11 protein-coding genes are annotated in these 12,750 nt (G+C 72.0%); 5 read left to right on the top strand and 6 right to left on the bottom strand.

Annotated elements, in window-relative coordinates; genetic code table 11:
- Window positions 1-82 precede the first annotated feature (82 nt).
- On the top strand, window positions 83-1,285 hold the full coding sequence (locus tag ABR738_RS10305; RefSeq protein ID WP_350229669.1) for a TerD family protein: 1,203 nt from the start codon (window positions 83-85) through the stop codon (window positions 1,283-1,285).
- 105 nt (window positions 1,286-1,390) lie between these two features.
- Entirely contained in the window at window positions 1,391-2,608 is a 1,218-nt protein-coding gene (locus ABR738_RS10310) for a beta-ketoacyl-[acyl-carrier-protein] synthase family protein (RefSeq protein ID WP_350229670.1), read from the top strand.
- A 334-nt stretch (window positions 2,609-2,942) separates the two neighbouring features.
- Here ABR738_RS10310 and ABR738_RS10315 read toward each other — a convergent pair whose 3' ends face one another.
- Entirely contained in the window at window positions 2,943-4,418 is a 1,476-nt protein-coding gene (locus ABR738_RS10315) for a hypothetical protein (RefSeq protein ID WP_350229671.1), read from the bottom strand.
- 338 nt (window positions 4,419-4,756) lie between these two features.
- Between ABR738_RS10315 and ABR738_RS10320 the strand changes: the two genes are divergently transcribed.
- The 3 genes from ABR738_RS10320 (at window position 4,757) to dapA (ending at window position 8,130) form a co-directional block, all read left to right on the top strand.
- Entirely contained in the window at window positions 4,757-6,592 is a 1,836-nt protein-coding gene (locus ABR738_RS10320) for a DUF8508 domain-containing protein (protein ID WP_350229672.1), read from the top strand.
- A 93-nt stretch (window positions 6,593-6,685) separates the two neighbouring features.
- Entirely contained in the window at window positions 6,686-7,183 is a 498-nt protein-coding gene (locus tag ABR738_RS10325; RefSeq protein WP_350229673.1) for a pyridoxamine 5'-phosphate oxidase family protein, read from the top strand.
- A 68-nt stretch (window positions 7,184-7,251) separates the two neighbouring features.
- On the top strand, window positions 7,252-8,130 hold the full coding sequence (gene dapA / locus ABR738_RS10330) for a 4-hydroxy-tetrahydrodipicolinate synthase (RefSeq protein WP_350229674.1): 879 nt from the start codon (window positions 7,252-7,254) through the stop codon (window positions 8,128-8,130).
- Between the two features lie 484 nt (window positions 8,131-8,614).
- On the opposite strand, the gene dapD is transcribed toward dapA, so the two are convergent.
- The 5 genes from dapD to ABR738_RS10355 form a co-directional block, all read right to left on the bottom strand.
- Window positions 8,615-9,610 (bottom strand): 2,3,4,5-tetrahydropyridine-2,6-dicarboxylate N-succinyltransferase, encoded by a 996-nt coding sequence (gene dapD / locus ABR738_RS10335; protein WP_350229675.1) that lies wholly within the window; start codon window positions 9,608-9,610, stop codon window positions 8,615-8,617.
- A gap of 168 nt (window positions 9,611-9,778) precedes the next feature.
- Window positions 9,779-10,102: a DMT family transporter gene (locus tag ABR738_RS10340; protein ID WP_350229676.1), complete on the bottom strand. Its 324-nt coding sequence runs from the start codon at window positions 10,100-10,102 to the stop codon at window positions 9,779-9,781.
- Window positions 10,103-10,611: 509 nt separating this feature from the next.
- Window positions 10,612-10,950: a metal-sulfur cluster assembly factor gene (locus ABR738_RS10345; RefSeq protein ID WP_350229677.1), complete on the bottom strand. Its 339-nt coding sequence runs from the start codon at window positions 10,948-10,950 to the stop codon at window positions 10,612-10,614.
- A complete protein-coding gene (sufU, locus tag ABR738_RS10350) occupies window positions 10,947-11,411 on the bottom strand; it encodes a Fe-S cluster assembly sulfur transfer protein SufU (protein WP_350229678.1) in 465 nt (154 codons plus the stop codon). The genes ABR738_RS10345 and sufU overlap by 4 nt, the downstream gene beginning before the upstream one ends.
- 11 nt (window positions 11,412-11,422) lie before the next feature.
- On the bottom strand, window positions 11,423-12,694 hold the full coding sequence (locus ABR738_RS10355; protein ID WP_350229679.1) for a cysteine desulfurase: 1,272 nt from the start codon (window positions 12,692-12,694) through the stop codon (window positions 11,423-11,425).
- Window positions 12,695-12,750 lie beyond the last annotated feature (56 nt).

A 12,750-nucleotide genomic window follows, 5' to 3' on the forward strand; every position in this document is an offset into this window, starting at 1 on the left:
CGCGAGCCCCGCGCGGCGCGGCGCCGACGACATTCGGCCGAGGTTCAAGGAACCGCAAAGCGGCGTCGCTCGTTTCCGGGGCATGACCGCAATGACCCCCGGCTCGAACCTTCCGCTCCCGACCACCCGCGTGACGGTGGACGTCGCCGCGCCCGTGCGGCTCGACGTCTCGGGCCTGCTGCTCACCGCAGACGGCAAGGTGCGCTCGGACGACGACTTCATCTTCTACAACCAGCCGCAGGGCCCCGGTGTCACCCACCGCTCCGGCGGCGGCACGGGGCCCGACGCGATCATCGTGGACACGTCCGCCGTCCCGGCGGGCATCGAGAAGATCGTGGTGACCGCGAGTCCGGACGCGACGGGCCAGACCTTCCAGGGCATCGAGCCCACCGCCACCCTGCGCGACGAGGCGGACGGCAGTGTGATCGCCTCCTTCACGCCGCCCCGTCTCGGCGCCGAGACGGCCCTGGTGGTCGTGGAGATCTATCTGCGGGGCGGCGCCTGGAAGGCCCGCGCGGTGGGCCAGGGGTACGCCAACGGGCTCGCCGGGATCGCCACGGACTTCGGGGTCACGGTCGAGGAGCCCGCGGCGCCGGCCGCCGCGCCCCCGATGCCGGCCACCCCTGCGGCCGATCCCCGTCTCGCCGCCCCCGCCCCCGCCCTGGGGACCCCGGCCGCGCCGCCCGCCCCCGCCCCCACGGGCAGCGGGAAGATCAACCTGGACAAGGGCCGCGTCAGCCTCCAGAAGAACCAGACGGTGTCCCTGGTCAAGGGCGGCCGTCCGCTGCTCTCGCAGGTCAAGATGGGCCTCGGCTGGGAGCCCGCCTTCCGCGGCAAGGACATCGACCTGGACGCGTCGGTGATCGCCTACGGCCCCCAGCGCAACCACCTGGATACCTGCTACTTCGGCAAGCTCTCCATCCTCAACGGCGCCATCAAGCACTCCGGCGACAACCTGACGGGCGAGGGCGCGGGCGACGACGAGGTGATCGTGGTCGACCTCGGTCGCATCCCCGCCGAGGCCACCGGTCTCGTCTTCACGGTGAACTCCTTCTCGGGCCAGAAGTTCACCGAGGTGGCCAAGGCGTACTGCCGGCTGATCGACGCGGCGAGCGGCGCGGAACTGGTGCGGTTCGATCTGACGGGGGCCGAGCCGCAGACCGGGGTGATCATGGCCAAATTGGTCAAGCAGTTCTCCGGCGAATGGGAGATGACCGGGGTCGGCACCTTCGTGAAGTCCCGCACCGCGCGTGGGATGGTCAAGCCGTCGGCGGAGGCCCTGTAGCAAGCTGTAGCCGGGGCGCTCTGTGGGAACCCCACAACATCGCCCGGACAAATCGCAGCGTCCCCGCCCTCCCGTCCAGCGGCTGCCGCCTGGCAGGGTCGAAGCATGAGCGATCTTGCAGAAGTACTCGTCACCGGCCTCGGAGCGATCACCCCGCTCGGCGCGGACACGGCCACCACCTGGGAAGGCATGCTGGCGGGCCGGTCCGGGGCCGGTCTCGTCGAAGAGGAGTGGGCCGCCGGCCTTCCGGTCCGGGTGGCCGCCGGTCTCCCTGTCGACCCGGCCTCACTGCTCGACCGGGTCGAAGCCCGCAAGCTTGATCGGTGTGAACAACTCGCGATGATCGGATCGCGCGAGGCGTGGCGGGACGCGGGCGCCCCGGAGGTCGCCCCCGAACGGCTCGCCGTGGTGATCGGCACCGGCACCGGGGGCGTGCTCACCACCCTGGGCCAGGACGACACGTTCGAAAAGAGCGGGGCGCGCAGGCTCTCGCCGTTCGCGGTGCCGATGCTCATGCCGAACGGGCCGGCGGCCTGGGTCTCCATGGAGCTCGGCGCGCAGGCCGGGGCGCGCACTCCGGTCAGCGCGTGCGCCTCCGGCGCCGAGGCGATCGCGATGGGCCTGGACCTGATCCGGGCGGGACGCGCCGACGTGGTGGTGGCCGGCGGCACCGAGGCCTGTCTGCATCCGTTCACCATCGCCGCGTTCGCGCAGATGAAGGCGTTGTCCACCGAGGACGGCGACCCCCAGGCGGTGTCCCGCCCCTTCGACGCGGACCGCAGCGGTTTCGTGATGGGCGAGGGCGCGGGCCTGCTCGTCCTGGAGCGCGCGGAGTTCGCGCGGGCCAGAGGCGCGCGGGTGTACGGGTCGGTGGCCGGGGCCGCCGTGACCTCCAGCGCGGACCACATCACCGCGTCGGATGTGGCCGGCCAGGTCCGGGCGGTCGAATCGGCGTTGGCGGACGCGCGGTTGAGCCCCCGCGACATCGGTGTGGTGCACGCCCACGCCACCTCCACGCCCTCGGGCGACCTCGCCGAGGCACAGGCGGTGGCCAAGGCCCTGGGCACGCACCCCGTGGTCACGGCCACGAAGTCGATGACCGGCCACATGCTGGGCGCGTCCGGCGCGGTCGGCGCGATCGCGGCGCTGCTCGCACTGCGGGACGGCACGGTCCCGGCCACCCGCAACCTCGACCGCCTGGACCCCGAGATCACCCTCGACGTGGTCGCGGCGCACAACCGCACGGGTTCCTGGGAGGCCGCGCTCGCCAATTCCTTCGGCTTCGGCGGCCATAACGTGAGCCTGGTACTCAAGCGGGCCTGATCCCCCGGGGGCCCGGGGCCCGGCCAAGTGCCCAGGAAACCCAGGGTTGTTCGGGATCCCGGCGCGCTCGGGCGTGCCCCCCAGTAGCGCTTGCGGACCGCTTCCTCGGCACTGGAGCCACCTCCGGGCCCCGGGCCCCGGTCAAGCACCCAGGGAAACCGGAGTCCTTCGGGCCCCCAGCACACTCGGACGTGCCTCCCAGACCGGCCAGGCGGCCGGCGCGGCGGGTCGCGCAGGCGCGCGGCGTGGCGTCAGGCCGGTCGGGCGCGGCGTGGCGTCAGGCCGGGTCCAGGCGGGGGCACGCGGCGTCGGAGCCGGGCGGGCCGGCGTCGGGTCAGGGGCGGGAGCGGGCCTTGAAGGCCGCCTTGCGGGCTTCCTTTGCCGTGGCCTTGTCCGGGTGGAGACGGCCCATCGCCTCCAGGACATCGGCGGTCGCCGGGTGCTCCACCCGCCAGGCCGCGTCGAAGAAGCCGCTGTGCTGCCCGACCAGGCCCTCGACGAGTTCCCGCAGCTCCTCCAGGTCGCCCTCGACCGCGAGTTGCGCGGCGATGGTGTCGATGGCCAGCCAGAAGATCATCGCCTCGGTGGGCGGCGGCACGTCGGCCGCGCCGCGCTCGACGAGCCAGACCCGGGCAAGGCCGCCCAGTTCGGGGTCGGGCAGCACCTCGCGGACGGCGGGCTCCGAGGCGGCACCGGTCAGCGCGAGCGCCTGCTGGCAGTGCAGCCGGCGCAGCGGACCACCCGCGTCGGCGCCCCGGGCAGCCGCGAGCAACTCCCGTGCGGCGGCCGCCGGTTCACGCCGGGCCAGCCACTGCTCGGTCTCGGCGCGGGCGGAGAGCTCGGGGAAGTAGGCGATGCCGTCCAGGAGCGCGTCGGCGCCCTTGCCCGCCAGATCACCGACGGCCGGCGCGTCCACGCCGGCCTCCAGCATCCGGGCGCGCACACCGTACAGACCGAGCGGGGTCAGGCGGACCATTCCGTAGCGCGAGACGTCCTCGTCGTCGACCGGCGGGGCCGGCTCGTCGCCCACCTCGGCCATCAGGGCCTCGTCGACGGGCTCGTATTCGACCAGACCGATCGGCTCAAGCAGCCGGAACTGGTCGTCCAGGCGCATCATCGCGTCGGAGACCTGCTCCAGGATGTCGTCGGTGGGCTCCCCCATGTCGTCGGGGACGATCATCGAGGCGGCCAGCGCGGGCAGCGGCACGGGCCCCTCGGGCGTGCCGCCCTCGCTGACGGTCAGCAGATACAGGTTGCCGAGCACGCCCTCAAGGAACTCCGCCTCCTCCTCCGGGTCCCACTCAAGGCGCTCGAAGTCGATCTCGCCGTCCTCGCCGACCAGGTCCGCGAAATCGTCGATCATCGGGGCGGTGGCGTCGGCGAAGACCACGTCGAAGGCGTCGGCCCAGATCGCCAGGACATCGCTGGGCGAACCCGAGGTGAGCACCGCGAGGTTGTCGCCCGCCGTCGCGCTTCCCTCCGCGTCCTCGGCGTCCGCACCCACCGCGTCCCCGGCGTCCCCGGCATCCCCGGCGTCCTCGATCTCGACGAGGCCGGTGTCGACCGCGACCCGCCAGGCCTCGCTCGCGTACGCAGGGCCGTCCTCGTCGTCGCCGAGGCCGAGTTCGGCGGCCGCCTCGGGCAGCTGCTCCTCGACGAGCTCGCCGCCGGCGCCGACGCGGGTCTTGGGGCCGGCCCAGCGGGCGAGCCGCACCGCGCGGGCGAGCAGCGGGGCGGACAGCGCGTCCCGCGCCAGTTCCGCCTCGGAGTTCAGCCGCACCGGCGGCAGGGTGGGGCGGTCTCCGGACATCTGGGGGTACTCCTCGGCCGTACGGTCTGGGGCTCGGGTCGCGCTGGGGCAGCGATGGATGAGCGGCACCCAGCGTAGACGCATTTCACCGGGTTTCGTTGCGCCGCCCGTGCGCACCCGCCCCCGCTCCCGCCCGCCCCCACCTCCACGCTGCCGCGCCCGCCGCGCGCCGCGGGCGCCGGGACGTGCCACGGGACCGCGCGCCCCACACGTTCATCCACCCGTCGGTTTTCGGACACCCGGCGACTCTTGACAACTCCCCACCCCAGCCAAGAGATTGACGCGCGTAGAACAACACCGCCGCACGCACCTTTCCCTCATCACTCCCGGAGGCGTGAATGCCCGTTCCCAGAACCGCCGCCGTGTCCGCCGTGGTCGCCGCAGCGCTGGCCGCCGGCCTGGTCAGCGCCGCCTCCTCGCAGGCGGCCCCCGCCACGCCCGTGCAGGCGAAGATCCACGACATCCAGGGCACCACCCGGATATCCCCGCTGGCGGGGCAGCAGGTCACGGGCGTGACCGGCGTCGTCACCGGGGTGCGCGCCTATGGTTCCTCCAAGGGTTTCTGGTTCCAGGACACGGCGCCCGACAAGAACCCCGCCACCAGCGAGGGCGTCTTCGTCTTCACCGGCTCCAGCCCGACGGTCGCCGTGGGCGACGCGGTGGAGGTCGCGGCCACCGTCACCGAGTACGTGCCCGGCGGCGCCTCCTCGGGCAACCAGTCGGTCACCGAGCTCTCCAAGCCGGTCGTGAAGGTCCTGTCCTCGGGCAACGCGGTGCCCGCGCCGGTCGTCATCACCGCCCGCTCGGTGCCCGACCGCTACACGCCGAACGGCGACCCGGCGGCCGGCAACAGCGTCAACGGCCTGACCCTCAAGCCGAAGAAGTACGCCACGGACTACTACGAGTCCCTTGAGGGCATGAACGTCCGGATCAACACCTCGCGCGTGGTCGGCGCCACCGACCCGTACTCCGAGCTGTGGGTCACGGTCAAGCCGCAGGAGAACCGCACCGCGCGCGGCGGCTCGCTGTACTCCTCGTACAGCGACCAGAACACCGGCCGGCTCCAGATCCAGAGCCTGATCCCCACCGCCCAGCGGCCCTTCCCCGCCGCGAACGTGGGCGACACCCTGACCGGGACCACCGAAGGCCCCCTGGACTTCAACCAGTTCGGCGGCTACACCCTCGCCGCGCGTACGCTCGGCACGGTCAAGGACAACGGCCTCAAGCGCGAGGTCACCCGCAAGCAGCGCACCGGCGAGCTGGCGGTCGCCACGTACAACGTGGAGAACCTGGACCCGGGCGACCCGCAGTCGAAGTTCGACGCGCTGGCGCAGGGCGTGGTGACCAACCTCGCCTCGCCCGACATCGTGGCCCTTGAGGAGATCCAGGACAACAACGGCGCCAAGAACGACGGCACGGTGGACGCGTCGGCGACCGTGAAGAAGTTCACGGACGCGATCGTGGCCGCGGGCGGCCCGGCCTACCAGTGGCGTTCCATCGACCCGGAGAACGACAAGGACGGCGGCGAGCCCGGCGGCAACATCCGCCAGGGCTTCCTGTTCAACCCCGCGCGGGTCTCCTTCACCGACCGTCCCGGCGGCGACTACAAGACCGCCGTCGGCGTCACCGGCGCCAAGGGCCACCCCGCCCTGACCCTCTCGCCCGGCCGCGTGGACCCGGCCAACCCCGCGTGGGAGGACAGCCGCAAGCCGCTGGCCGGCGAGTTCGTGTTCAAGGGCAGGACGGTCTTCGTGATCGCCAACCACTTCGCGTCCAAGGGCGGTGACGAGAGCCTGGTCTCCCAGCACCAGCCGGTGCCGCGCTCATCGGAGACCAAGCGGCTCCAGCAGGCGCAGGCCGTCAACGCCTTCGTGAAGCAGCTGCTCGCGGTCGACAAACACGCGGACGTCCTCGCGCTCGGCGACATCAACGACTTCGACTTCTCGGGCACCACCAAGGCCCTGGAGGACGGCGGCGCGCTGCGCTCGGCCTACCGCACGCTGCCGAAGAAGGAGCGCTACTCCTACGTGTACCAGGGCAACACGCAGGTCCTGGACCAGATCCTGACCAGCCCGGCCGTCCGTGGTTTCGACTACGACAGCGTGCACATCAACGCGGAGTTCGCGAACCAGACCAGCGACCACGACCCGCAGATCATCCGCTTCCACCCGTAAGCGCGAGGGCCGGCCGGGCAGACGCGTCGTCTCCCGGCCGGCCCGCCGGGCCCAACCCGGGCCGCGCCGGGGCGGTTGGTGGCGTTCGGCGCCATGACCAGCACACCGAAGGACACCGCCCCCGTGATCCCGGCCGACTACGCCGACCTGCTGACCCGCCCCCTCTTCGTGCACCTCGCCACCACGGGCCCTCGCGGCGTCCCGCACGTCAACCCCGTCTGGCGGATCTGGGACGGCGCGTTCCTGCGCTTCACCACGACCACCACGCGCCGCAAGTACAAGAACGTCGTCGCCGCCCCCAAGGTCTCCCTCTCGGTGCGACCCCGACCAGCCCTACCGGTATCTGGAGGTCCGGGGCACCGTCGAACGGATCGAGCCCGACCCTACGGGCGCGTTCTTCGACCTCCTCGCCCAGCGGTACGGCCTGGAGTACGAGCGCCCGCTCGACGACGCCGAGCACCGGGTGGTGCTGGTGACGCGCCCGGAGCGCACCACCAAGCAGTGAGCCCCGGCGGCTCCCGCGCTCACCTCAGGTGCCCGCCGCCGTCCACGACGTGGCGTCGGTGTGCCGGGCGCGAGAGCCTTCCTTAAGCAGCGCTACCTCGACCCGCCCGGAACACTAAGTGGACGTGAACAGCCGACGGGCGCAACACTGTCGCATGACGACGACAACACATCCCCCGCGCCCCTTCGGACGTGCCCTGTGCGCCATGGTCACGCCCTTCACCAAGACGTACGAACTCGACCTCGCGGCGGCACGCGAGCTCGCGGCGCACCTGGTGGACAACGGGTGCGACGGCCTGGTCCTGAACGGCACGACGGGTGAGTCGCCGACCACATCGGACGAGGAGAAGACGGCGCTGGTACGGGCGGTGGCCGAAGAGGTCGGCGACCGCGCGACGGTCGTGGCGGGAGTGGGCAGCGCCTCGACCGCGGACACCGTCGCGCTGGCCCGCGTGGCCGAACGGGCGGGCGCGGACGGGCTGTTGGTGGTCACCCCGTACTTCAGCCGCCCACCGCAGGACGCGGTCGAAGCCCACTTCTGTACGGTCGCCGACGCCACCGGGCTGCCGGTGATGCTGTACGACATCCCGGGCCGCACGGGCACGCGGATCGAGGTGGACACGATGCTGGCGCTCGCGGAGCACGAGCGGATCGTGGCGGTGAAGGACTGTGCGTACGACCTGCTGGGCGCGACGAAGGTGATGGGCCGTACGTCGCTCGCGTACTACTCCGGCTGCGACGAGCTGAACCTCGCGCTGTCCGCGCTGGGCGGGGCGGGGTATGTGAGTACGGTGGCCAATGTGGCGCCGCGGGCGGTGCGGGCGGTGCTGGACGCGTTCGAGGAGCCGGCGCCGGGGGAAGCGGCGCGGCTCAACCAACTCCTGCTTCCCCTGACGGAGTTGATGATGTCCGCGGGGTTGCCGGGGGCGGTGACTGCCAAGGCGCTCCTTGGCCATCCCGTACGCGAGCCCCTGCGACCGGCGACCCCGGCCGAGACGGCCCGCCTCCGCGCGGCCCTCCCGCCAACCCCCTGACCCCCCTCAGCCCTGGCGACCCCGGGACCCCGGCCGCGGACCGCGCGTGGCAGGTCGCGCAGTTACCCGCGCCCCTGGCGGGGTTCGTGCGGGCCCGTATGGGCATACCCAGCCCGTCCGGCGATTGAGGACGAGGCCGTTCAGGCCGAACGGGGTCTGGGGCGGAGCCCCAGGGAGTTCGGGTGCGGGCCGTGGTCGCTCCTCGCGCAGTTCCCCGCGCCCCCGACGGGGCTCGTGCTGGCCCGCAGGGGCCAACCCCGAGGCAGGGCTCATGCTGGCCCACACAGGCAACCTCAGCCCGTCCGGCGATTGAGGACGAGGCCGTTCAGGCCGAACGGGGTCTGGGGCGGAGCCCCAGGGAGTTCGGGTGCGGGCCGTGCGTGGCTGAGCGCGCAGTTCCCCGCGCCCCCGGCGGGGTCGGCGCCGGTCCGCATGGGCGTTTCGCGGCGCCGGCGCCGGCCCGGGTCGGGCGTGAGCGGGGTGGTCAGTTGTGGGCGTGCAGGATTTCGTTCAGGCCGCCCCACACCGCGTTGTTGGGCCGCGCCTCCACCGCCCCCGTCACCGAGTTCCGACGGAACAGAATGTTGGACGCCCCGGACAGCTCACGCGCCTTGACGATCTGCCCGTCCGGCATCGTCACCCGCGTACCGGCCGTGACGTACAGGCCCGCCTCGACGACGCACTCGTCGCCGAGCGCGATCCCCACACCGGCCTCCGCCCCGATCAGGCACCGCTCGCCGATCATGATGCGGACGTTGCCGCCGCCGGACAGCGTGCCCATCGTGGACGCGCCGCCGCCGATGTCGGAGCCGTCACCGATGACGACGCCCGCCGAGATGCGGCCCTCGACCATGGACGTGCCGAGCGTGCCCGCGTTGAAGTTCACGAAGCCCTCGTGCATGACGGTGGTGCCCTCGGCGAGGTGCGCGCCCAGGCGCACCCGGTCGGCGTCGGCGATGCGTACGCCCTTGGGCGCGACGTAGTCCGTCATGCGGGGGAACTTGTCGACGGACGTCACCTGGAGGTGCAGCCCCTCGGCGCGGGCGTTGAGCCGCACGGTCTCCAGGTCGTCGACGGCGACCGGGCCGAGCGAGGTCCAGGCGACGTTGGCGAGGAAGCCGAACATGCCGTCCAGGTTCTGGCCATGCGGCTTGACCAGACGGTGCGAGAGCAGGTGAAGACGCAGGTACACGTCGTGGGCGTCCAGCGGCTTGTCGTCGAGCGAGGCGATGACCGTACGGACGGCGACGACCTCGACCCCGCGGCGCTCGTCGACGCCGACGGCCTTGAGCGCGCCCGCGCCGAGCAGTTCGGCGGCGCGCTCGGCGGAAAGCCGCTCGGTGCCGGCCGGGCCGGGTTCGGCGACGGCCACCAGCTCGGGGGCGGGGAACCAGGTGTCAAGGACGGTGCCGTCGGCGGCGAGGGTGGCGAGTCCGGCGGCCGCGGCGCCGGTCGAAGCAGGAGCAGTCGTGTCGGTCATGCCCAAAACCTAACCGGCCACGGCCCGCCGGGGCGAACCGGTCTCACGTGGCGGCGTCACGTTCCCCACGGCCGGGCGCCCGTCGGACACCCCCAGGTCAGGACCCGCACGGGTGAAGCGGGCGCGGACCGGGGCGACACGCGCCGCCAACCCGCGCCCGGGCGCCGCTCAGTGTGCCGCGCCCCCGAGGTTGAGCAGGACCACCCCGCCGATGATGAGGGCGATCCCGGCGAGCTTCGCGGCGGTCACCGCCTCCCCCATGAAGACCATGCCGACCGCCGCGATGACGGCCGTGCCCACGCCCGACCAGATCGCGTACGCGGTGCCCACCGAGAGGGACTTGAGCGTCAGCGCCAGCATGTAGAAGGCGAGCAGATACCCGGCCGCAGTGATCAGCGAGGGCCAGAGCCTGGTGAAGCCCTCGCTGTACTTCAGCGCGGACGTGGCGACGATCTCCGAGCCGATGGCGCAGGCGAGCAGGACGTAGGGCATGAGGGCGAGCGTACCCGCGGCGTGGGACGGGTTCTGGTGGTGAGCCGCCGAGGTCGCCCGCACTGGGCACCCTGCCAGCATCAGCCCCGCCAGGGGCGCGGGGAACTGCGCGGGACGCGGGCACCGTCCGCACCCGAAGGCGGGTTTGCCGGGGCCCAGCCCCGGGCCCCGGTCGCGCCTTGAGGGCTGGGCCTCGCCCCAGGGGTACGCCCGCACCCCGCCTTGCGGCCACGGTGGGCGCCGAGGCGTCGGCCCCGCTCCGCGCGACGGTCACGGTCACCACCGGGTCAGCGGTGGCGCCCACCGCCCCGGACAGACAGGAGGCCGAGAGTGCGATGGCGGGGGCCCCAACTCGCGGCGCGCGCCGGGCAGTTGAGGCCCAGGGCGCCCAACGCGAGGACTGCGGGGCGGCCGCGACGGCCCGTTCCCGGCACCCTGTCACGCGAAGGCCTCCATGCGAAGACCCCCGGTACCAGCGGTACCGGGGGGTCTCGACTCGCGGGCGGGACTCAGACGTTGAACCCCAGCGCGCGCAGCTGCTCGCGGCCGTCGTCGGTGATCTTGTCCGGGCCCCACGGCGGCATCCAGACCCAGTTGATCTTCAGCTCGCTGGCGATGCCGTCGGTCGCGGCCTTCGCCTGGTCCTCGATCACATCGGTCAGCGGGCAGGCCGCGGACGTCAGGGTCATGTCCAGCGTGACGACATTGGAGTCGTCGACGTGGATGCCGTAGATGAGGCCGAGGTTGACGACGTCGATGCCCAGCTCGGGGTCGACGACGTCGTACAGCGCCTCGCGGATCTCTTCTTCGGTCGCCGGCTTGATCGCCGCCTGTGCGTTCTCGGTCATGCCGTCTTCCTTTCGGCGATCTCGCCCAGAGCCTGGGCCGTCGCGTCCTTCCAGGCCATCCAGCTCAGCAGAGCACACTTCACGCGTGCGGGGTACTTGGAGACCCCGGCGAACGCCACCGCGTCCTCCAGGATCTCCTCCATCGCGTCGTCGGGCTCCAGCTGGCCCTTGGACTGCATCAGCTCCAGGAAGGTCTCCTGGATCCGCCGCGCGTCGGCCAGGTCCTTGCCGACCAGCAGGTCGTTGAGGACCGAGGCGCTGGCCTGGCTGATGGAACAGCCGTGGCCCTCGTACGAGACGTCCTCGATGAGCGAACCGTCGTACTTCACCCGCAGGGTGATCTCGTCGCCGCACGTCGGATTCACGTGGTGCACCTCGGCGTCACCGGCCCGCAAGCCCCGCCCGTGCGGGTGCTTGTAGTGGTCCAGGATGACGTCCTGGTACATCGAATCAAGCTTCACGTCGGTAACCCCTAGCCGAAGAAGTTTCGTACGTGCTCCAGGCCGTCCACCAGGGCGTCGACCTCGGCGGGCGTGGAGTACAGATAGAAAGACGCTCGCGTGGTCGCGGGAATTCCGTAGCGCAGGCAGACCGGGCGCGCGCAGTGGTGGCCCACGCGGACCGCGATGCCCTCCTCGTCGAGGACCTGGCCGACGTCGTGCGGGTGGATGTCGCCCAGCGTGAAGGAGATCGCCGCGCCGCGGTCCTCGGCGGTGGTCGGACCGATGATCCGCAGGTCGGGGACTTCGAGCAGCCGCTTGACCGCGTACTCGGTGATCGCGTGCTCATGCGCGGCGATCTTGTCCATGCCGATCGCGGACAGGTAGTCCACCGCCGCGCCCAGGCCCACGGCCTGCGCGATCGGGGGCGTGCCCGCCTCGAACTTGTGCGGCGCCGGAGCGTAGGTGGAGGAGTGCATCGAGACCGTCTCGATCATCTCGCCGCCGCCCAGGAACGGCGGCAGGTCCTCCAGGAGCTCCTGGCGGCCCCACAGCACGCCGATGCCGGTCGGGCCGCACATCTTGTGGCCGGTGAAGGCCACGAAGTCGGCCTGGAGGGCCTGCACGTCGAGCGGCATGTGCGGGGCGGCCTGCGAGGCGTCGACGCAGACCAGCGCGCCGACCTGCTGCGCGCGGCGCACGATCGCCTCGACCGGGTTGTGGGTGCCGAGCAGGTTGGAGACCAGCGTGAAGGAGACGATCTTCGTCTTCTCGGTGATGATCTCGTCGAGGTTCGACAGGTCGAGCCGGCCGTCGTCGGTCAGGCCGAACCACTTCAGCTTCGCGCCGGTGCGCTGCGCGAGCAGCTGCCACGGCACGATGTTGGAGTGGTGCTCCATCTCCGTGATGACGATCTCGGTGTCGCTGTCCACGCGGTAGGGCTCGTCCGCCCAGCCCAGCATGTTGGCGACGAGGTTCAGCGACTCCGAGGCGTTCTTGGTGAAGATCACCTCGTTGCGGCTCGGCGCGTTGATGAACGCGGCGACCTTGTCACGGGCGCCCTCGTACAGCGCCGTGGCCTCCTCGGCGACCAGATACACGCCGCGGTGCACATTGGCGTTGTGCTGCTCGTAGTACTCGTTGAGCGCGTCGAGCACCTGGCGCGGCTTCTGCGAGGTCGCGGCGCTGTCGAGGTAGACGATCTTCTTCCCGTCGTGGACCACACGGTCCAGCAAGGGGAAGTCCTTGCGGATCGCCTCGTCCAGGAGAGCGGACTCGGTGAGGAGGCCCGGCAGCTGTGTCACGCCCTTCCCCTTTCGTTCGCTTCTCCGCCCGCGAGGCGCATCTGCGGCTCGCAGCT

The organism is Streptomyces sp. Edi4 (assembly GCF_040253615.1).
Taxonomy (GTDB): Bacteria; Actinomycetota; Actinomycetes; order Streptomycetales; family Streptomycetaceae; genus Streptomyces.

Coding starts and splice junctions, on each gene's coding strand:
- ABR738_RS10325 (WP_350229673.1), top strand. CDS start 6,686: ATGACCAGCACACCGAAGGACACCGCCCCCGTGATCCCGGCCGACTAC.
- ABR738_RS10305 (WP_350229669.1), top strand. CDS start 83: ATGACCGCAATGACCCCCGGCTCGAACCTTCCGCTCCCGACCACCCGC.
- ABR738_RS10340 (WP_350229676.1), bottom strand. CDS start 10,102: ATGCCCTACGTCCTGCTCGCCTGCGCCATCGGCTCGGAGATCGTCGCC.
- ABR738_RS10320 (WP_350229672.1), top strand. CDS start 4,757: ATGCCCGTTCCCAGAACCGCCGCCGTGTCCGCCGTGGTCGCCGCAGCG.
- ABR738_RS10310 (WP_350229670.1), top strand. CDS start 1,391: ATGAGCGATCTTGCAGAAGTACTCGTCACCGGCCTCGGAGCGATCACC.
- ABR738_RS10345 (WP_350229677.1), bottom strand. CDS start 10,950: ATGACCGAGAACGCACAGGCGGCGATCAAGCCGGCGACCGAAGAAGAG.
- ABR738_RS10315 (WP_350229671.1), bottom strand. CDS start 4,418: ATGTCCGGAGACCGCCCCACCCTGCCGCCGGTGCGGCTGAACTCCGAG.
- dapA (WP_350229674.1), top strand. CDS start 7,252: ATGACGACGACAACACATCCCCCGCGCCCCTTCGGACGTGCCCTGTGC.
- dapD (WP_350229675.1), bottom strand. CDS start 9,610: ATGACCGACACGACTGCTCCTGCTTCGACCGGCGCCGCGGCCGCCGGA.